Source organism: Dyella sp. SYSU CM1112, assembly GCF_058216415.1.
On the sequence record NZ_JBZEGI010000013.1, the window covers coordinates 115157 to 135761 of the forward strand.

At 59.9% G+C, this 20605-nt stretch carries 17 protein-coding genes; 8 read left to right on the plus strand and 9 right to left on the minus strand.

Translation table 11 applies throughout. The features are described from left to right. Both AC4HNJ_RS17225 and AC4HNJ_RS17230 read left to right on the plus strand, forming a co-directional pair. Complete coding sequence (locus tag AC4HNJ_RS17225; RefSeq protein ID WP_490480835.1) at positions 1 to 276, plus strand: hypothetical protein; 276 nt, start codon at positions 1 to 3, stop codon at positions 274 to 276. Between the two features lie 28 nt (positions 277 to 304). Next, complete coding sequence (locus tag AC4HNJ_RS17230; RefSeq protein WP_490480836.1) at positions 305 to 583, plus strand: hypothetical protein; 279 nt, start codon at positions 305 to 307, stop codon at positions 581 to 583. A gap of 226 nt (positions 584 to 809) precedes the next feature. On the opposite strand, the gene AC4HNJ_RS17235 is transcribed toward AC4HNJ_RS17230, so the two are convergent. Continuing rightward, positions 810 to 1346 carry a universal stress protein gene (locus AC4HNJ_RS17235; RefSeq protein WP_490480837.1) on the minus strand — a complete coding sequence of 179 codons (537 nt, stop codon included), beginning with the start codon at positions 1344 to 1346 and terminating at the stop codon, positions 810 to 812. A gap of 41 nt (positions 1347 to 1387) precedes the next feature. Here AC4HNJ_RS17235 and AC4HNJ_RS17240 point away from each other — a divergent pair, with 41 nt between their 5' ends. Continuing rightward, a complete protein-coding gene (locus tag AC4HNJ_RS17240; protein WP_490480838.1) occupies positions 1388 to 2371 on the plus strand; it encodes a zinc-dependent alcohol dehydrogenase family protein in 984 nt (327 codons plus the stop codon). Between the two features lie 198 nt (positions 2372 to 2569). Here the strand turns inward: AC4HNJ_RS17240 and AC4HNJ_RS17245 are convergent, their stop codons facing one another. Next, on the minus strand, positions 2570 to 3190 hold the full coding sequence (locus AC4HNJ_RS17245; protein WP_490480839.1) for an OmpW/AlkL family protein: 621 nt from the start codon (positions 3188 to 3190) through the stop codon (positions 2570 to 2572). Positions 3191 to 3422: 232 nt separating this feature from the next. Here AC4HNJ_RS17245 and AC4HNJ_RS17250 point away from each other — a divergent pair, with 232 nt between their 5' ends. Genes AC4HNJ_RS17250 through cydC form a run of 5 tightly spaced genes read left to right on the plus strand, consistent with a single transcriptional unit; the run spans position 3423 to position 9891 of the window. Continuing rightward, complete coding sequence (locus AC4HNJ_RS17250) at positions 3423 to 5012, plus strand: cytochrome ubiquinol oxidase subunit I (protein ID WP_490480840.1); 1590 nt, start codon at positions 3423 to 3425, stop codon at positions 5010 to 5012. Between the two features lie 2 nt (positions 5013 to 5014). Further along, the gene (gene cydB / locus AC4HNJ_RS17255) at positions 5015 to 6145 is read left to right on the plus strand and encodes a cytochrome d ubiquinol oxidase subunit II (protein ID WP_490480841.1); all 1131 of its coding nucleotides are present in this window, start codon (positions 5015 to 5017) and stop codon (positions 6143 to 6145) included. Positions 6146 to 6154: 9 nt separating this feature from the next. Then, positions 6155 to 6352 carry a hypothetical protein gene (locus AC4HNJ_RS17260; RefSeq protein WP_490480842.1) on the plus strand — a complete coding sequence of 66 codons (198 nt, stop codon included), beginning with the start codon at positions 6155 to 6157 and terminating at the stop codon, positions 6350 to 6352. 18 nt (positions 6353 to 6370) lie between these two features. Continuing rightward, positions 6371 to 8125: a thiol reductant ABC exporter subunit CydD gene (gene cydD / locus AC4HNJ_RS17265; protein WP_490480843.1), complete on the plus strand. Its 1755-nt coding sequence runs from the start codon at positions 6371 to 6373 to the stop codon at positions 8123 to 8125. Next, the gene (cydC, locus tag AC4HNJ_RS17270) at positions 8122 to 9891 is read left to right on the plus strand and encodes a thiol reductant ABC exporter subunit CydC (RefSeq protein WP_490480844.1); all 1770 of its coding nucleotides are present in this window, start codon (positions 8122 to 8124) and stop codon (positions 9889 to 9891) included. Before cydD ends, cydC begins: the two co-directional genes overlap by 4 nt. A 777-nt stretch (positions 9892 to 10668) precedes the next feature. Here cydC and AC4HNJ_RS17275 read toward each other — a convergent pair. The 7 genes from AC4HNJ_RS17275 to AC4HNJ_RS17305 form a co-directional block, all read right to left on the minus strand. Beyond that, positions 10669 to 11712 (minus strand): SEL1-like repeat protein, encoded by a 1044-nt coding sequence (locus tag AC4HNJ_RS17275; RefSeq protein WP_490480845.1) that lies wholly within the window; start codon positions 11710 to 11712, stop codon positions 10669 to 10671. Positions 11713 to 11714: 2 nt separating this feature from the next. Continuing rightward, positions 11715 to 12869, minus strand: a complete 1155-nt coding sequence (locus AC4HNJ_RS17280) for an SEL1-like repeat protein (RefSeq protein ID WP_490480846.1) — start codon at positions 12867 to 12869, stop codon at positions 11715 to 11717. A gap of 98 nt (positions 12870 to 12967) precedes the next feature. Next, positions 12968 to 14218 (minus strand): SEL1-like repeat protein, encoded by a 1251-nt coding sequence (locus AC4HNJ_RS17285; RefSeq protein WP_490480847.1) that lies wholly within the window; start codon positions 14216 to 14218, stop codon positions 12968 to 12970. Positions 14219 to 14220: 2 nt separating this feature from the next. Continuing rightward, complete coding sequence (locus AC4HNJ_RS17290; RefSeq protein ID WP_490480848.1) at positions 14221 to 15396, minus strand: SEL1-like repeat protein; 1176 nt, start codon at positions 15394 to 15396, stop codon at positions 14221 to 14223. 98 nt (positions 15397 to 15494) lie between these two features. Beyond that, a complete protein-coding gene (locus tag AC4HNJ_RS17295; protein ID WP_490480849.1) occupies positions 15495 to 16751 on the minus strand; it encodes an SEL1-like repeat protein in 1257 nt (418 codons plus the stop codon). A gap of 3 nt (positions 16752 to 16754) precedes the next feature. Then, positions 16755 to 18722 carry a phospholipase D-like domain-containing protein gene (locus AC4HNJ_RS17300; RefSeq protein ID WP_490480850.1) on the minus strand — a complete coding sequence of 656 codons (1968 nt, stop codon included), beginning with the start codon at positions 18720 to 18722 and terminating at the stop codon, positions 16755 to 16757. Continuing rightward, the coding region (locus tag AC4HNJ_RS17305) for a DUF2345 domain-containing protein (protein ID WP_490480851.1) at positions 18719 to 20605 on the minus strand (1887 nt) is incomplete at its 5' end. The genes AC4HNJ_RS17300 and AC4HNJ_RS17305, both read right to left, overlap by 4 nt.

Sequence of the window (20605 nt, forward strand, 5' to 3'; positions counted from 1 at the left end):
ATGTCCAAGGCACTGCCGGCGCTCAATACCGGTTCCTCGTACAGCACGTTCGCGTCGCCTGCGCAGGATGACCCGTCGCTGCGCGTGATGCCGTGCGGATTCATCGAAAACATGGGCGCAGTGACTCGCTCTACCGCGCGCGCTTCCGGCGACAGCACGCTCAAAACATACGCATCATCGCGCACCCGCGTCATGGCTACCGATGAAGAAGCCACGATCGCCGCACACACAACGCAAGCGTGGCGACACCTCACGCAGCCACCCACGGTGGAATAACCGCTGCATACCGATCAGGAGACCATCCATGAGCATCTCGCCCTACGACTTCGACACCCAGTTCGCACCCTTTGAGGCTTTTGCGCCTTGCGGCCCGGTAGCGCCGTTTGCCTTCTTCGCCATGTTGGCTGCACCCGCGCAATGGTGGATGAGCACCGCGTTCAACATGTATGGCGCGCTATCCGAAGCGATGATCACATCGATGGTGTATCCCTTTGCGTTCTCGCCCTACGTGCAAGAGCCGCACGCGACAGCTTCATCCGAAGCGCCGCTGCCGCCGAAGGGGAAAACCGCCTTGGCGTCCTAGCAAAAAGCATCACCGTCGAAACGCGGAGTCTGCGTTGGCATCGTCTAGCCGACGTGAAGAGACATGGTCCCGTGTGAATGATCCATATGCAGTCATATCCAATAACCTGGACGTGGGTTTTGCCTGATACATTCCGTTTCCCGGTAGGTGACCTACCATCAGCCTCACCCCTCGTTAGGGGATGATCTCTATGACAACCACTGTGACCGTTAATGCAGCGGCTGCCTCAATGGCAAACCAGCACCGGTACGGGTGATTTGAGAATGACCTTGTGGGTTTCGCTCCCCATCAGGACACGGGTGAGGCCTTCCCAGCTGTGCGCCGCCATCACGATGACATCGCAGTGGTGTTCTTCCGCGGCCTGTACGATGGCCCGGTAGGGTTGGGTGCCGGAGAGCAGCAATCGTTCGAATGGAACCTGGGCGGCGTCCGCTATGGCGCGTGCATCTTCCAGATAGCGTTCGGCGTAGCGAGTGGCTTCCTTGGTGTAGTCGAAATCCATCGACATCATGATTTCGCCGACGTAGGCAAGGCTTTGTATCGGCGGGATGACGTGCAGGGCCAGGACACTGGCGCCACAGGTCTTGGCCAGTTCGACGCCCAACCGTATCGCCCGCAACGACAGTTCCGAACCATCGGTGGGCAGAAGAATGTGTTTGAACATAAAACCCCCTGGCAGGCCGGGAAACGGGAACAGCAGATGGCAGTGATGGTGGGGGAGCGGTGCCGCCGGTGTATTGAGCCAGGTCAAGTCGGCGGCCATGTTCGGCGCGATGATGCGCTACTCCTGCGGAGGCCTCGGGCATGTATGCGATGGTGCTGGACAAAATCGGCGAGCCGCTGTCTCTGCAACAGCGGCCCGATCCGCTGCCGGGCGGCGGCGAAGTGCGGCTGAAAGTCGAAGCCTGTGGTGTTTGCCGTACCGATTTGCACGTGGTCGACGGCGAGCTTCCCGGCATCGTCACGCCTGTGATCCCAGGCCATGAATGCGTAGGCATTATCGATGCGATCGGGCCGGGCGTAACCGGCGTGCAGGTTGGCGAGCGCATGGGTGTGCCGTGGCTGGGCGGTACCTGCGGGCATTGCGATTACTGCCATGCCGATCGGGAGAATTTGTGTGACGCACCCGAATTCACCGGCTACACGCGACCCGGCGGCTATGCCAGCCATATCGTGGCGCGGGCGGATTACTGCATCCGCCTGCCGGCCGATGCAGAGCCGGTCGCGCTGGCGCCGCTGCTCTGCGCCGGCTTGATCGGCTGGCGCTGTCTGAAGAAAGCGGGTACCGGACAGCATCTCGGTTTGTATGGCTTCGGCGCGGCGGCGCACATCATCACGCAGGTGGCACGCGCGCAGCAGCGCAGCGTGTACGCCTTTACGCGACCCGGTGACGAGGCGGCGCAGGCATTCGCACGTTCGCTGGGCGTGACATGGGCAGGGTCGTCGGAAGAGCCGCCGCCTGTACCGCTGGACGCCGCTATCTTGTTCGCACCGATCGGCGCATTGGTGCCGCAGGCACTGCGTGCGGTGAAGAAAGGCGGCCGTGTGGTGTGCGGCGGCATCCACATGTCCGATATCCCTTCCTTTCCCTATCGCTGGCTGTGGGAAGAGCGCGAGGTGGTATCCGTCGCCAATCTCACGCGTGCCGATGCGCGGGAATTTTTTGGAGGTGGCATCTATAAAGGTGTGCATACGTCAACACAGCGCTATCCGCTGGAGCGGGCGAATGAGGCGTTGGACGATTTGCGCACGGGACGTTTGACTGGCGCAGCGGTGTTGACGCCGTAGCGGTCCCGCTCGCCATTGATTACAAAAGTCCGGTTCGTCTCTGGCGTGACAGATCTGGAAGAACTGGTCCTCGCACCCGTGGCCGCGGCGACGGGCGCGAGGATTTGATGCTTTCGATGGTGAGCGAATGGACGTCCGCTTTGTCCATTCTTCGTTGGCTTGCACAAGGGCGAGCCATGGAGGACATGCGTGCCGGATTCAGAACCTGTATCCGGCACTCAAGCCATAAACGAACGGATCAACGGTGGCCTTGCCGACCTTGACGCCGTTGACGCTTACATCACCACGGATCTGGATCCAGCGGATGTCGGCAGTGATCAGCCACTTGCGCGACAACTGGTAGTCGATGCCGGCATGCGCCGCGGCGCCCCAGCTGTTGTCGATGTGCACATGCGCGCCCTGCAGGATGCCTTCACCGCGCGTGCTGAAGAAGCGCGTGTAATTGAAACCGGCGCCGACAAACGGCGAAATCGTTTCACCGGCGAGGAAGTGATAGTTGATGCCGAAAGTAGGCGGCAGTTGCTTGGTGGTGGCGGCCTTCTGTCCATCCAGGCGTATCTCATGCCGGAATGGCACCGCCGCCAGCGCATCGATGCCGATGTTGGGAGTGAGCATGTATTCGATGCTGACAGTCGGACGGACGTTGTTGCTGATGCTGGATTTCATCCCGGCGAGGTGACCGCTATCGGATTTGGGGGCGACGACATGTGCGCCGAAGCGCACGACCCAGTTGTCGTTGTCGGCATCGTTGTCGGCGGCGTGCGCCATCGGGGCCATGGCCAGCACAAGGGCGATAGAGAGAGGGAGCAGCGTTTTCATGGTGTTCTCCTTTTTATGAATAACGCCGCGCATCTTCCGGGCAGGCTGCGCTTGGCACTTGATGCAGATCAGTTTCGTGCGGGGGCGGTGCAGGGGTGCGTCGTTGTGCCGCCATCGCGCTGCGCGCAGGGTCGCAGCGGGCGAGCACCGCCGCCTGAGTTGATCGAGATCAAGTGCATGGCGTGCGGCGTGCAAAAAAATACCGGCGTCTCACCCCCTTCGGGATGCCCCCATGCACGACATCACGGTTGTCGATCTATCCAGGCTGCAGTTCGCCTTGACGGCGCTGTACCACTTTCTGTTTGTTCCCCTGACGCTGGGGCTTTCGTTTCTGCTGGCGGCGATGGAGACCGTCTACGTCACTACAGGTAACGAGATCTACAAGCGCATGACCCAGTTCTGGGGCAAGTTGTTCCTGATCAATTTTGCGCTAGGTGTCGCTACCGGCCTCACCATGGAGTTTGAGTTCGGTACCAATTGGTCGTTCTACTCCAGCTTCGTCGGCGACATTTTTGGCGCACCGCTGGCCATCGAGGGATTGATGGCGTTTTTCCTCGAATCCACCTTCGTCGGCCTGATGGCGTTCGGCTGGGATCGCCTGCGTCCTGGCCAGCATCTGGCGGTGACGTATCTGGTGGCGCTGGGTTCCAACTTGTCGGCACTGTGGATTCTGGTTGCCAATAGCTTCATGCAGAACCCGCAAGGCGCGCATTTCAATCCGACCACCATGCGTATGGAGCTGAGCAGCTTCACCGATCTGATCTTCAGCCACGATGCGCAGGCGAAGTTCGTGCACACCAGCATCGCCGGTTACGTCACGGCGGCGGTGTTCGTCGCGGGTGTCAGTGCGTGGTATCTGCTGAAAGGGCGCAATACCGAACTGGCGCGGCGCTCGTTCCGCATGGCGGTGTTGTTCGGCGTGTTGTCGACGGCGGGCGTGATTACGCTGGGCGATGCGCTGGGCTTTATCGGCGGGCAGGCGCAACCGACCAAGCTCGCTGCCATGGAAGGCTTGTGGAAGACAGAGGCGGGTCCGATGCCGTTCAATCTGGTGGCCTTTCCGTCGCAATCGACGCAGACCAATCTGGGCGAGGTGCAGATTCCCTATGCCTTGTCCTTGCTGGTAACGCATTCTGTCGACGGCAGCGTGCCGGGTATCGACCAGTTGGAGCGCGATGCCACGACGCGCATCCGTGACGGTATTCCGGCGGTCGCCGCGCTGCAGACGCTTTCGGCGCATCCCGGCGATCAGGCCGCGCTGGAACAATTCCACGCGCATGAGAGCGACCTGGGCTACGGATTCCTGGTGCAACGCTATGCGCCGGACGTCAACACGGCGACAGATCAGCAAGTCAGCGAAGCGGCGAAGGATTCCATTCCGCAGGTCGCGCCGATGTTCTGGTCGTTCCGCGCGATGGTGGCGATGGGCCTCGCCATGCTCGCCTTTTTCGTGCTGGCGACGATCTTGACCATGCGCAACACGGTGCAGAACCATCCCGGGTTTCTCAAGCTGGCGGTATGCATGATCCCGATACCGTTCCTCGCCTGCGAAACGGGCTGGCTGGTGGCGGAACTCGGCCGGCAGCCGTGGACGGTCTACGGCGTGCTGCCTACCTGGATGTCCGCATCCACGCACAGCGTGGCCTACATGATCTTTTCGCTGATCGGCTTCGTCACCTTGTACACGGTATTCATCGTGGTGGAGATGTACTTGATGGTGCGCGCGATCCGCATCGGTCCATCGGGCACGGAATACGCGGCGGACATCAACCCGATACAACCTACCGTGCAACCCGGCCGGTATAGCCAGGCGGAGATCTGAACATGACGACGTATGCCGTACTTCAATGCACGTGGTGGTTGTTGCTGGGCGTGCTGCTTATCGGGCTGGCCGTGATGGTCGGCATGGACATGGGCGTGGGCACCATCCTGCGTTACGTCGGCCGCACCGATGTGGAACGCCGCGTGGCGCTCAATGTGATCGGGCCGCACTGGGACGGCAACCAGGTGTGGTTCATTCTCGGCGGCGGCGCAGTGTTTGCGGCGTTTCCATTGATTTACGCTACGGCGTTTTCGGGCTTCTACGTGGTGATGCTCTTGCTGCTGTGGAGCATGATCATGCGTCCGCTCGGTTTCGAATACCGTAGCAAGCTGTCATCTCCCGCGTGGCGCAACACCTGGGACTGGGCCTTGTTCATCAGCGGCTTCGTGCCGATGGTGGTGTTCGGTGCGGCCTTCGGCAATCTGTTCCTGGGCGTGCCGTTCCATTTCAACTGGAACCTCACCTCGACCTACACCGGTTCATTCCTCGCCTTGCTGAATCCCTTTGCGGTGTTGTGCGGCGTGCTGTCGGCGACGATGTCGGTGCTGATGGGCGCGATTACCGTGATGAACGGTGCAACCGATGCGATCTATCACCGTGCGCGTTCGCTTGCCCGCGTCGCAGCGGTGCTTGCCATCGTGTTGTTTGCTTGCGGCGGCGTGTGGGTAAGCCATCTGCATGCTTACGTGCTGACACAAGCACCTACGGCGGGCACGGCACAGACGCCCTTGCAACAAACTGTCGCGACGGATGGCCATTGGCTGGCGCACTTCCATCAACATCCGGTGCTGTGGCTGATTCCCTTGCTGGGTTTTGCCGGCATGCTGGGCGCATGGCTGGCAGCGGGTGCACATCGCTCGCATCTGGCGTGGTGGCTGGGCGCGGTAGCGTGGATCGGCGTGATCGGCACGGCGGGCACGGCACTGTTTCCTTTCCTGCTGCCATCCAGCAGTGAGCCCTCGCAGAGTCTTACTGTCTGGAACGCCAGCTCCAGCCAGCTCACCTTGACTTGGATGCTCGGCTTCGCGCTGGTCTTCGTGCCCTTGATTATCTGGTACACGAGCTGGGCGTTCTACGTGATGCGCGGCAAGGTCGAGGCGAAGCACATCGCCACCGATGAACATGCTTATTAAGGAGACGCCATGAAGACCGCCTTGTTGTTCGTGCTTTACATGCTGATCGCGGTGGTGGTGATCCTGCTCGCCATCATTCTGGGCGATACCGGCGCCTGGTATTTCGCCTGGCTGGTCGGCACGACCATGATCGTGCTGATCGCTGCCGCGGGTGGCGTGCTGCTGGATACGCAAGACCGGCACGCCGCGCGCAAGGCCGGAAAATAGAGCGGCCCAGGCGCATTTATGTCCAAGGCTGCCGAATCATCCCAGCAAGCACCGCGCCGATGGCTGCATGAGCAGCTTCGGCCAGTGCGACGTTATGTGACGCAAGGGATCGCGGCCGGTACGGCGCAATCGCTCTTGATGTGCCTGGCAGCCTGGCTGATTGCCGTCGTATTGAGCCGGGCGATCTTCGACCATGCAAGCTGGCAGCAGCTATGGCCGCTGGTTGCACTGGTACCGCTGCTTGGCCTCGCGCGCGCGGGGCTGGTGCTGGCGCAACGACGCGCGACATTTGAAGCCGGCGCTGCGGTGAGTGCGCGCGTGCAGGATGCGCTGGAGCAACGCATGCGCGAGCGGGGTCCGTCGTGGACATCGAGCCAATCCAGCGGCGATACGGTGACGCGGCTGGTCGATGGCGTGGACTTGTTGATTCCGTATTACGCGGGCTATCTGCCGCAAGCCGCGCTGGCGGTGGCGATACCCGCCGTCGTGCTGGTGGCCGTGACCTTCGCCGATCCATGGTCGGCGCTGGTGTTGCTGATCGCCGCGCCGTTGCTGCCGATATTCATGGTGCTTGCCGGCAAGGCCGCCGAACAGGCGAGCCAGCGCCGCTGGTTGCGATTGCGCCGCATGGGTGCGCAATTCATGGATGCGCTGGCGGGCCTGACCACCTTGCGGCTGTTTCGTGCCGCGGAACGCGAGGCGCGTTCGCTGGCCGATACCGGTGAAGCGTACCGTCGCGAAACGATGGCGGTCTTGCGCATCGCCTTTCTCTCGGCACTGGTGCTCGAATTTTTCGCGACCGTCAGCATCGCCGTCTTGGCGGTGCTGATCGGCTTTCGGCTGCTGTGGGGAAAGATGGCGTTCGAGCAAGGCTTGTTCGTGTTATTGCTTGCTCCGGAGTTTTTTCTACCCTTGCGTGCGCTCGGCACGCAACGGCATCGGCGCATGGATGCCATGGCGGCTGCGACGGACGTGATGGCCTTGCTTGCTGCACCGAGCCCTCAGGCAGAGCCGGTGCCGGTCAAGCGCGCGATCCATACTGAGCGTGTAAGCATCGCTTTCGAGCATGTCGGCTTCGACTACGAAGCAGGACGCAGCGTGTTGCGCGATGTCGACTTGTCTATCGAAGCCGGTGCGCGCCTGACCCTGGTCGGTGCTACCGGCAGCGGCAAAAGTACCTTGCTGGCCTTGCTAATGGGCTTTGCCATGCCGGGCAGCGGGCGCATCATCATTCAAGGCGAGGATTTGGCCGCGTTGGATCTGGATGCGTGGCGCCGTCATATCGCCTGGGTGCCGCAGCGCGCGCATATTTTCCACGGCAGCTTGCGCGACAACCTGCTGATCGCGGCGCCGGCTGCCAGTCGGGTGGAGCTGGAACGCGCGCTATGGGCAACCGGCTTGGCCGAGGTTGCGGCAAGGCTGCCGCACGGGCTGGATACGCCGCTCGGCGAACGCGGGCTGGGGCTTTCCGGCGGCGAGCGGCAACGCGTGGCGCTGGCGCGTGCATGGCTGCGGCGCGCACCGCTGCTATTGCTCGATGAGCCGTGGCAGCATCTGGATGAAGCCAGTGCCGCACGGCTTGAATCGATGCTGCGGCAGCGCGCGCAGACATGCACGGTGCTGCGCATCGCGCATCGCCTGCAGACGCTTGCCGACGACGAAGACGTAGCTGTGCTGTCGGAAGGCCGGATTGTCGAAACAGGCCGCGTCGGCGCACTGCGTACCGGCAACAGCGTGTTTGCCCGTTTATCTGCGCAGGATGAAGCCGCATGAAACGCGCTCGCTGCCCGCAGGCCAGGGACCGTACCCGAATCGCGTGGCGCCGACTGACGGCGATCATCACGCGCGATGACCGTCGCTGGTTGATCGCGGGAAGCCTGCTGGCCTTGCTCAGTGCTGCCAGTGGGATCGGATTGCTTGCCGTAGCGGGGCATTTCATTGCGGCCATGGCCTTGGCCGGAGCGGGCGGTCTCGCCATCAATTACTACACGCCTGCCGCGTTGATAAGGCTGTTCGCGATTCTGCGCACCGGTGGCCGTTATGCAGAACGCCTGGCGACGCACGCGGCGACGCTGCGCGTGCTTGCCCGGTTGCGGGTGTGGATATTCGCCAAGCTGATTCCGCTGTCGCCGATCCAGCTGCAATCGCTTCGCAGTGCCGAGCTGTTCTCGCGCCTGCGCGCGGACGTGGACGCGCTGGAACACGCTTATCTGGGCGTCGTCGTACCCATCGTGGTGGCATGCGGCGCGGCCGGCCTGGTGTGCACCATCGTGCTGTTTTATCTGCCGTGGTTGGCGCTGATGCTGGCCTGCGTGTTGGTGGTCATCGGCGTGCTATGGCCGGTGTGGCTGCATCGGCGTGGCGACGTGGCGGCATCTGCTACGGTCGAAACGGCAGAAACCCTGCGCGGGCTGGCGACGGATGGTTTTCAAGGCCGCGCCGAACTCGCACTGTATGGTGCGGAAGCCGCGCATGCGCAACGCATCGCTTCCTGTGCACGGCGCCGGCGTGAAGCGCAGCGCAGTGTTGATGGTCTGCAAGCATGGGGTGGGGCAGGCGTGTTGCTGGCCATGCAGATCACCCTTGCACTGGTATTCCTCGCCGGCATCCCCGCGTTGCACGAGGGCATGCTCGCTGCACCGGATCTGGTGATGTTGACCATGCTGGCCATGGCGGTGTTCGAAACCATCGGCCCGCTCCCCGACGCACTGGCGCAATGGGGCGCGACACGCCGGGCTGCCGAGCGCGTGCTGGCCTTGGCCGGCATGCAGCCGCTGATCCGTGATCCCGCAGCGTTGGCGCTTCCGCCATCGAGCGTGAATGTGTCGATCCGCCAACTGCGCCTGCGTTACAACGACGAAGCGCCATGGGTGCTGAAAGACCTCGACCTGGATCTGCCGGCCGGACGTCGCATCGCATGGCTGGGGGCGTCCGGCGCAGGCAAGACTTCCCTGGTCGCCGCACTGTTGCGATGGGTCGACTATGAGGGTTCCATCCTGCTCGATGGCAAACCGCTCGGCGCTTATCGCACGGACGATGTGCGCGCCTGCTTCGCCGTCGCCGAACAGCAACCCTACCTGTTCGACGCAAGCCTGCGCGACAACCTCTGCCTGGGCCGACCGGATGCGACCGACGCACGACTGCGCCACGCCATCGACGTCGCGCAACTGTCCGCATTCGTCGCCGCGCTACCGCAAGGCCTCGATACGCCGCTCGGCGAAAACGGCATGTGTATTTCCGGCGGCGAAGTCCGTCGCATCGCCATCGCACGCGCCCTGCTATGCGATGCACCCGTGCTGATTCTGGACGAACCTACCGAAGGCCTGGACGCCGCCACCGCCGATGCATTGTTACGTGCCCTGCGCAAGGAAACCGCGGGACGCAGCGTGATCCTGATTACCCATCGCCAACGCGATTTGCGATTGCAGGTGGATGAGGTGTTCCAGTTGGAAGGCGGGCATCTGTCGCGCGTATCCACCAATGCGCTTCGCCCTGAAAAAACGCTTGCCGAGGGGCCGGTGCTGACATCGATAGCTTAGTTTGCTTCTGTGAGCAGCGTGGTCTGGATGTCTGTGATTTGAGCAGACACCCCATAGGGCTGCACCTATGCAGTGGCAATCTTCTTCTATTACCTGGGCCGGGTGCGCGAGGTTGCGGTCCATGGTCCATTGCTCGCGTCGGCATACGCACATTTTTAAGACTCATCCAGTTGTCCCTGATGATGGCCTTATAAAAAATCGGCCCGTCTATGCAGAGGCGGCAAGGCATTGGAACGTACAAAGACGGACTGGCTCGCAAAACTATCGCTGTGGATGTCCGGTTTCGAAATAATCGCAGCCCCGGTGGCCGTTATGTGGAACCACCACGTCACGCATGCAGGAGGATGGGAAGATCTGGCGCGCGGCATCATAGATCTCCTCATTTGGATGGGGGTAATGCTCTGCTCACTCCTATTCGGTGCCATCGCATTCGTCCGACGAGTGAAATGCCGGAACACAGCCAGCATCAATCTGCGACAGGCCACCTGGGCCTGCATCCTTCATGGCGCTGTGCTCATCGTGGGGTTGGCAATGCTCTGGCCGATTTTCGCCAATGATGGATAGACCGCCGAGATACCCAACTATTTGCCGGCATAGTTTAATTCCTGCAGCCTGCGCAGATGCCGGACGACAGGTTCGTTATCTGGCCGACATCTTTAAGTTGATCCTGCCTACCGCTATCGGATATCAGACCTTGCAGGCGCGGACCTCACCTGTGCGAGGCGGCATCCGCTGCCCTATAACCCGGCGAAGCCTCATCGCAGCGCAGGGTGCGGTCTAGAGCGACGATAGCAGCGGTAGCCCGGTGGCGGGATCGAGATGTTTCAGCCTACTCATGCGCTCGATCAATTCTTCAGGCGGCTTGGGCGGTATGTGCGCCTTTTGCTCTTTCTCCCACTTGAAGGTGCCATCCCATGCCGGCAGCGGCGCAGGCGGCAGCGGCACGATCTTGTCGATGTCGGGCACCTTGGGATTGCGGCCATCGTTGCGGTCGAGGAATTCGCCAATCAGGTGGTAACGCCGGGAGCGTTCGGGATCGTTGGGAAGTGCAAGATAATAGAGCTGGTCAGAGGGAGGTCTTAACCTGTCTGCTGGTGCTGGTGGCAAGAAAGCATTTTCAAGTACAAACGCGGATTGGCTATCTCCTGATTTGACGCCTTCCTGAAAGGCCTTGGTAGCATCAGCGTAATGACCTTCATCTTGAAGATAGCCGCCTAAATCAAGTGCTGCTTTGCTATATCCCTGTTGTGTTGCACATTGGTACATTTGGCGTGCAATACCGGGAGCCATGTTCCACGGCGATAGCAGGTCCGCTACATAGTATTGAGCATCGGGATTGCCCATATCTGCCGCTTTTCTGAAATAGCGTAACGCCATCTCTTTGTTTTGTTTAAAGCCATATCCGAGGTTGAGGTAGTAACCAATATCGTAGTAACCGATCGGTACCCCTTGGTCGACCAGCTGCTTGGCGAGCTCAATGCTTTCACGCTGCGGATAGGGCGAATCCGCCCATCCTTCGGACACGAGTTGTTGCAGATTATGGTTGGCCTTGTAATGGCCGTAGGCCGCTGCAATACGGTAATAGCGGGCGATCTCGTTGTAGTTCTTCTTGCCCTGCCATTTTTCAAGATAACGTGCATAGTGAAAGAGCTGATCGGCATCCGGATTGAGTGATGGCAGATGATCGGCTTCGTGGCTGCAGGTGAAGGCGAGATTGGCACGCACATCGCGCAGGGAAGGCAGCGCGCCGATGGACGAACCGGAATGCGAGCACGCGCTTATCAGCATTACACACAGCCACGCTATACCCACTTCGCGCATCCTTACACGTAATCGACCAGTTCCCATTCCACATTCCAGTAGCTGTGCCGCAACGGCAGGAGGTCATCGAGCACGCTGAGCCGACGCGGTTTGTATTGCCGGTATGGCGGCATCACGTCGCCTTTCTCGATGCGCGTTTCGGTGAAGTCAAGGCGCTGATCCGTCCGCACGCACCAGAGTCCGCTTTCCGGACAGGGCTCGCCGGTTTTGACGCGCGTGCCGAAGGCCGTCTTGAGCGGTAGCGGCAGGGGCAGGCCGGTAGCAGGATCGAGCTGTTTCAGCCTGCTCATGCGCTCGATCAGTTCTTCGGAAGGCTTGGGCGGTATGTGCGCCTTTTGCTCTTTCTCCCACTCGAAAGTGCCATCCCATGCCGGCAGCGACGCAGGCGGCAGCGGCACGATCTTGTCGATGTCGGGCACCTTGGGATTGCGGCCATCGTTGCGTACGAAGAATTCGCCGATGAGGTGGTAACGGCGGGAGCGTTCGGGATCGTTGGGAAGATTTAGATAATCGAGTTCATCCGATGAGGATGGATTTTTGTAGCCGTCTTCTAAGAAAAGCGCAGCTGTACTATTTCCATCTTTCACACTTTTTTGGAAGGCATCGACAGCGCTCGCATAATTTTTCTCTAATTGAAAACCCAGGGCCAGGGAATAAGCTGCATCTCCATAGCCTTGTGCCATGGCACATTGGCGCATCTCGCGAGCAATGCCGGGGGCTTTGTTCCATGGTTCTAACAAATCGGCTACATAAGCCTGGGCATCCGGGTTGCCCATATCAGCGGCTTTGCGGAAGAAGCGTAATGCCAGCTCCTTGTTCTGTTTGAAGCCATATCCAAGATTGAGATAATAAGCAACGTCGTAATAGCCGATTGGAATCCCTTCGTCGATAAGTTTTTTGGCGAGTTCGATACTTTCACGCTGTGGGTAAGGCGAATCTGCCCATCCTTCGGACACGAGTTGTTGCAGATTATGGTTGGCTTTGTAGTGACCATATGCCGCTGCAATACGGTAATAGCGGGCGATGTTGTTGTAGTTCTTCGGCCCTGGCTGTTTTTCAAGATAACGTGCGTAATGAAAGATCTGATCGGCATCTGGATTGAGTGATGGCAGGTGATCGGCTTCGTGGATGCAGGTGAAGGCGAGGTTGGCACGCACATCGCGCAGGGAAGGCAGCGCGCCGATGGACGAACCGGAATGCGAGCACGCGCTTATCAGCATTACACACAGCCACGCCACACCCACGCCGCGCATCCTTACACGTAATCGACCAGTTCCCATTCCACATTCCAGTAGCTGTGCCGCAATGGCAGGAAATCATCGAGCACGCTGAGCCGACGCGGTTTGTATTGCCGGTATGGCGGCATCATGTCGCCTTTCTCGATGCGCGTTTCGGTGAAGTCAAGGCGCTGATCCGTCCGCACGCACCAGAGTCCGCTTTCCGGACAGGGCTCGCCGGTTTTGACGCGGGTGCCGAAGGCGGTCTTGAGTGGTAGCGGCAGGGGCAGGCCGGTGGTGGGATCGAGATGTTTCAGCCTGCTCATGCGCTCGATCAATTCTTCAGGCGGCTTGGGCGGTATATGTGCCTTTTGCTCTTTCTCCCACTCGAAGGTGCCATCCCATGCCGGCAGCGGCGCAGGCGGCAGCGGCACGATCTTGTCGATGTCGGGCACCTTGGGATTGCGGCCATCGTTGCGGTCGAGGAATTCGCCAATCAGGTGGTAACGCCGGGAGCGTTCGGGATCGTTGGGAAGTGCAAGATAATCAAGTTCATCTGATACAGGAGGATTTTTGAAGCCTTCTTCGAGGTAGGACGCTGACATACTGTTCCCTGCTTTTACCCCTTTTTGAAAGGCAAGCACAGCATCTTCATAATGACCATCATCCTGAAAAGAAACTCCAAGTGTATCGGCGGCATCGCCGTATCCTTGATTCATTGCACATTGATACATTTGATTGGCTATATCGGGAGCCATATTCCAAGGTGACAGTAAATCGGCTATGTAGTACTGCGCGTCCGGATTACCCATGTCCGCTGCTTTGCGAAAATAGCGCAGCGCCATTTCTTTGTTCTGCTTAAAGCCATAACCAAGATTAAGGTAGTAACCGATATCGTAGTAGCCGGTAGGCACGCCTTGATCGATCAACTGTTTGGCTAGTTCGATGCTTTCTCTTTGCGGATAGGGCGAGTCTGCCCATCCTTCCGAAACCAGTTGTTGCAGATTATGGTTGGCTTTGTAATGCCCGTTCGCTGCTGCAATACGGTAGTACCGGGCGATGTCGTTGTAGTTTTTCTTGCCTGGGCGCTTTTCGAGATAGCGGGCGTACTGGAACAGTTCGTCTGCCTGTGGATCGAGCGGAGGCAGGTGATCGACTTCTTGGCTGCAAGTGAAGGCGAGATTGGCACGCACATCGCGCAGGGAGGGCAGGGCGCCGGTGGACGGGCCGGAATGCGAGCACGCGCTTATCAGCATTACACACAGCCACGCCACACCGGCTTCGCGCATCCTTACACGTAATCGACCAGTTCCCATTCCACATTCCAGTAGCTGTGCCGCAATGGCAAAAGGTCATCGAGTACGCTGAGCCGACGCGGTTTGTATTGCCGGTATGGCGGCATCACGTCGCCTTTCTCGATACGCGTTTCGGTGAAGTCAAGGCGCTGATCCGCCCGCACGCACCAGAGTCCGCTTTCCGGACAGGGCTCGCCGGTTTTGACGCGTGTGCCGAAGGCGGTCTTGAGCGGTGGCGGCAGGGGCAGGCCGGTGGCAGGATCGAGATGTTTCAGCCTGCTCATGCGCTCGATCAGTTCTTCGGAGGGCTTGGGCGGTATGTGCGCCTTTTGCTCTTTCTCCCACTCGAAGGTGCCATCCCATGCCGGGAGCGCCGCAGGCGGCAGCGGCACGATCTTGTCGATGTCAGGTACCTTGGGGTTGCGGCCGTCGTTGCGGTCGAGGAATTCGCCAATCAGGTGGTAACGCCGGGAGCGTTCGGGATCGTTGGGAAGTGCAAGATAATAGAGCTGGTCAGAGGGAGGTCTTAACCTGTCTGCTGGTGCTGGTGGCAAGAAAGCATTTTCGAGCGAAGATGCCGCCAGACTATTTCCAGCCTCGACCCCCTTTTGAAAAGCTTTAGCGGCTTCGGCGTAGTTTTCTTCGCCTTTAAGGTAGATTCCCCAATCAAATGCTGCATCGCCGTATCCTTGATTCATGGAGCATTGGTACATTTGGGATGCGACATTTGGTGCCATGTTCCACGGTGAGAGTAAGTCAGCTACGTAGTATTGCGCATCGGGATTGCCTAGGTCCGCGGCTTTTCTGAAATAGCGCAGCGCTATTTCCTTGTTCTGCTTAAAGCCATATCCGAGGTTGAGGTAGTAACCAATATCGTAGTAACCGATCGGTACCCCTTGGTCGACCAGCTGCTTGGCGAGCTCAATGCTTTCACGCTGCGGATAGGGCGAATCCGCCCATCCTTCGGACACAAGCTGTTGCAGATTATGGTTGGCCTTGTAATGGCCGTAGGCCGCTGCAATGCGGTAATAGCGTGCGATGTCGTTGTAGTTCTTCTTGCCCGGCCATTTTTCAAGATAGCGTGCATAATGAAAGAGCTGGTCGGCATCCGGATTGAGTGATGGCAGGTGATCGGCTTCGTGGGTGCAGGTGAAGGCGAGGTTGGCACGCACGTCGCGCAGGGAAGGCAGCGCGCCGATGGAAGGGCCGGAATGCGAGCAGGCGCTTATCAGCATTACACACAGCCACGCCACACCGGCTTCGCGCGTCCTTACACGTAGTCGACCAGTTCCCATTCCACATTCCAGTAGCTGTGCCGCAACGGCAGGAAATCATCGAGCACGCTGAGCCGACGCGGTTTGTATTGCCGGTATGGCGGCATCACGTCGCCTTTCTCGATACGCGTTTCGGTGAAGTCAAGGCGCTGATCCGTCCGCACGCACCAGAGTCCGCTTTCCGGACAGGGCTCGCCGGTTTTGACGCGTGTTCCGAAGGCGGTCTTGAGCGGTAGCGGCAGGGGCAGGCCGGTGGCGGGATCGAGATGTTTCAGCTTGCTCATGCGCTCGATCAGTTCTTCAGGCGGCTTGGGCGGTATGTGCGCCTTTTGCTCTTTCTCCCACTCGAAGGTGCCATCCCATGCTGGCAGCGGCGCAGGCGGCAGCGGCACGATCTTGTCGATGTCGGGCACCTTGGGGTTGCGGCCGTCGTTGCGGTCGAGGAATTCGCCAATCAGGTGGTAACGCCGCGAGCGTTCGGGGTCATTGGGTAGTGCCAGGTAGTCCAATTCGTCTGTCGGCTTTAAGCCCTTAAATGCGTTCTCAAGTTTCAGAGCGGACAGTGTGTCTCCAGCATTAACCCCCTTTTGAAAAGCTTGTACCGCCTCTTCATAACGACCTCTGTTTTTTAAGTAAAAACCCCAATCGACTGCTGCGTCTCCATTTCCCTGATCCATAGCACATTGATACATTTGATGGGCGACTTCTGGCGCCATATCAGAAGGCGATAGCAAGTCCGCTACATAATATTGAGCGGCGGGGTTTCCCAAGTCCGCGGCTTTTCTAAAATAGCGCAACGCTATGTCTTTGTTCTGCTTAAAGCCATAACCCAGATTGAGATAATAAGCGATGTCGTAATAGCCTATCGGAATTTTCTCATCGATCAGTTGTTTAGCCAGCTCGATACTTTCGCGCTGTGGGTAAGGCGAGTCTGCCCATCCTTCCGAAATCAGCTGTTGCAGATTATGGTTGGCCTTGTAATGACCGTACGCGGCTGCAATACGGTAGTAGCGGGCGATGTCGTTGTAGTCTTTCGGCCCTGGCTTTTTTTCAAGATAACGTGCGTAGTGAAAAAGCTGATCGGCATCTGGATCAAGTGGCGGCAGGTGATCGGCTTCGTGGGTGCAGGTAAAGGCGAGGTTGGCCTTGATAGTGGCCAGATCAGGAAGTCCATGCATCGCGGGATCCTTGGAGCAAGCGCTCAGCGTGAGAGATAAGAGGATGGATGCGAGAGCAAAGAAGTAACGACTCATAGATCAGTCCAAGCGGCTTCGTTTAGTGCCGCTGTAATGAAATTCAATAAGCGGAGCGAAAGGTGATTGTTTCCGAGTCTTATCCTTTTGACGATCTTTGTTTTCTTTAATGATATTTCTCCAGTCTATAAACACCTTTACTGTCTCCAACTTTTGCCCCTCCCCAATCTTTCCTACTCCTTTCCCCTTCGTATGAATCCCCCACAATTTCTCTCGTAACGGCCGCGTCACGTCTGCGCGTTCGTGGCAGATATTCAATTCACTGTCCGCTTCCATGCTGCGCGTATTGATGTTGGCGGAACCCAGGGTGGTGAATACGTCGTCCACGATCATCAGCTTGGCGTGGACGTAGGTGTATTCCCAAGGTTCGCCGGGCGGGGTGTTGGGCGACACCAGGGTGCAGACATGCACTTTCAGTCCGGGAATCTCGGTGGGGACGACGGTGGCGGGTGGTTGCCCGGTTTTTGCTTCCAGCTCGGCGAGCTGTGCCTTGGCTTGCGCGAGTTGCGCCTTGGCGGCTGCCCAGGATTGTTGTTTGGCCGGGGTGTAGCCAAAAATCAGCGCGGCTTCGGCGGCGTTGGCATCCGCGGCGGCATGGGCCCGCTGTTCCAGCGCCTGGACGAGTTGTTGTTGCAATGCCTCGCCGCGTTCCAGCGTGGCGATATCCGGCATGGTGTCGGCGCGGCCCAGCGCATCGAGCATGCGATAGGTATTGAGCGTGCCGTCGCCGATGGCTTCGTCGTTGGCGTTAGTCACCACGAACAGATAGATGGAGCCATGCTCGCCAGGATCGCGTCCGGCCTGCACCAGCGTCTTTGCCACGTCTTTGATTTTTTCGGCCAGCGGTGGCCAGCGGAAGTACTGGTTTTCGATGTAGACGAAGTTGGTAGCGTTGTTGACGGCTTGCAGGTACATCGTTTTGATGTCCTGCTTGTGGTGCGGCGATTGCGTGCGCAGCACTTGCGCCATCACGGGCATGTCGCCGTCGTGGCTCAGTGTGAGCCGGCTGGCGAGGCCCTTGCGCGCTGCGCCGAGCGACTGGCCGGTGGCGTCGTCCCAGGCCTGGCAAAAGTTTTCGTTGAGATAGGCGAGAACAGGGCCGGTTTCGCGGCTGGACATATCCTGGCGTGGATGACGCCCGTTGCGCCCCATCTGCGGATGCATGCGAATGCAGCTGTGCGCGCTGGTATCCCAGTATTCGTCCAACATGTTGTGGCCCATGACGAAGCCCACGGCATGCTCGGGCAGTTCGTAATCGACCAGCACCATTTTCTGGTGGTGGGTGGGAAAGGTTCCCATGACGATGCTGTTGCCGAGTTTGGTGGCGGTGCTTCGTGAACTGTCCTGGCCGTGCCAGGTACGCCAGGCGATTTCCGCGCGTTCTTCCAGGTCGAAATCGCGGGTGGCGAATTCGAAGTTGGGAAACGCCTTGTCATGGTTCCATCGTGTGTAGATGTCATCGATGGCGCCGTCGAGCACAAAACGAAGTTCTTTTCTGGTCGTCGACAGTTCTGTTACGTCGCTCAGTTCGGCGCGCTTGTACCAGGCCAGATCGAAATCGCGCTGGGTGCTGTTGCGCGTGTCGGGGAAGTAGGAGCGCAGATCATTGCCGGGCGCCATGTTTTCGCTGACCTGCGAAAAATGCGTGCCGTCGCCCCAGCACAACAGCCTTACCTTGACCCCTTGCGCACCTTTCGTTTCCAACAGGCCACCGATAGGCAACGTGCCGCTGCTGCCCGGTCCACGCTTGAAATACATCGAGGGCTGGAAGCCCCAGCAGATGATGTCCACGGAACGTTGCGCCGCGTCGATGGCGTCGTAGATGGCGCCAAAGGCTTCTTCGCCATTGACCAGCGGATGAAAGGTGGCCTGTGCGGGACGGTATTCGGTGCCTTGCACGAACCATGGCAAGGTGACGGTGGCGCTGCGGGTGGAGGACAGCGCGATGGGGACGGCAATGGCTCGTGTCATTCGGCAGATTCCTTGCCTGGGTTGAGCAGGTCGCGATAGGTGCGGCGGTAGCTGGCGCGATCTTCGGTGTCGCCGCCATCGGGTTGGCTCTCGTGATAGTGGAAACCCTGATTGGCCAGGTCGCCGTTGGCGGCATCGTTGCGGTATTCGTCTTGCACGGGAATCTGGTAGGCGACGCCGTTGGCGAGATGGAGGGTGTACGCGTGGGTGTAGGTCTGGTGATCGACGGGGATAAGACCCGTCGTGTCCGTGACGCCTTGTTTCACCTCGACGCCATCAGCCAGCAGGCGATAAGGCATGCCGGCCGGCACGCTGCTGCGGGACGCAGGCGAAGCCGCGGTGTTGAGCCATAGCGGCCGGGCAGGGAGCTGGTCGTGCAGATAGGGTTCGATGGGCAGGGAGGCTGGCCCCATGCGGTGAAAGGCATCGGCTTTGCAGACGTAATCGCCGCGTGTGCCCATCTCGATGCCCGTGCTCGCCATGTGCAGGTAGGAGCCGCCGCACATCAGGATCAGTTCTTTTCCGGCGGCGAAAGTGACGGTGCCGCTGTCGCTGCCGATCGTAATCTCCTGCCTGGCCTTCAACGCCATGGCCCCGTTATGCGCTTGCAGGTCCACATCGCCGTGGGCGGCGACGACCTTGAAGCCGAGCTTCTGCACGAAAAAGGCAATGCATTCGCCAGCCGCCGCGGTGAAGCGCTTGAGCACGCTGACGCTGGCATCGCCGCCTGCGGTGGCGATGAGGTTTTTATGCGCGCTCACCTGCAGGTCGGCGCCGGAGACCAGGCCCATGCCGGCGGTCGCACTCGCCAGCAAGCCGCCTTGCGTGAGCTGGTGGAGCAGCGTGTCGAGCAAGGCTTTCTGGCGCGCGTAATCGGCCGCTACCGTTTGCGCCGCCCGGGCCGTGTCGGCGAGTGACGCGCTCAGCTGCAGCGCTTCCTCGAGCAGGCGCTGCGCCGCCTGCGCCTCCAGGTGCGGCCCCTGCGCACGCGGCTGGTCTTCGGTGGTGAACAGCAATCCCTTGGCCCGCACCGCGCCGGCGCCGCCGGTACGCAACTCAAACCCTTCACCGCGTTGCGGATGCCGGCCATCCACCCAGGTGTCGCCGACAATATTGCCCATCGTGAACCGGGTGAGGTCGGAGTGCGGCGTGCTGAACTGGACGTACTCCTTGCCGTGCAAGTCCTGCATCGTCATCGAGTTGTCGGACTGGGTGCGAATCAGGTTGACCGACATCAGGCCATCCTGATTCGTGATCAGGTCCGGCGCGAGGCTGTTGTGATGGAAGGCGGCGATGTAGGGTTTGTTGGGATCGCCATCGCGGAATTCGATCACCGCCTCGTCGCCGTCCAGCGCGGGAAAATGCATGCCGGTCCTGCGCTGGCCGGCGAACGGCTTGGCCAGGCGCAGCGGCACGCATTCGCCACCGGGATTCCATGGATGGAAATCCAGATCCAGCCGCACCACGTAGCGCCCTTCCTCGGTAAGAAAGGCATAGGGATAGTTGCCCGGCGAGGCGACGCGCGCACTCAGGGTGCCGGTCACTTTCGGCCAGGCGGCCTCGTCCAACGGCAAACGGAAACGCCGGTCGGAGGGAATCGCCTGAAAGGTATTGACGTAGGCCCGGTCGCGCGCGCCGGTGTGAATCACCTGCGTCATCACCATGCCGTGCGGCGCCTCCGGCAGCGCCGGATCCGGACGCGCGATGCGCCCAGGACGAAGGGCCGGCGAGGTGCTGCTGCCGCGATAGCCGACCTGATCGGTCAACACCGCTTCGTGACGCAACTGCGCTTCCCATCGGGCCTGGTCCGGATCGGCATGGCCGGTGCCATACACATACGACTGACCGTACGTGGTGCGATCGCTGTACGCGCGATTGGCTTC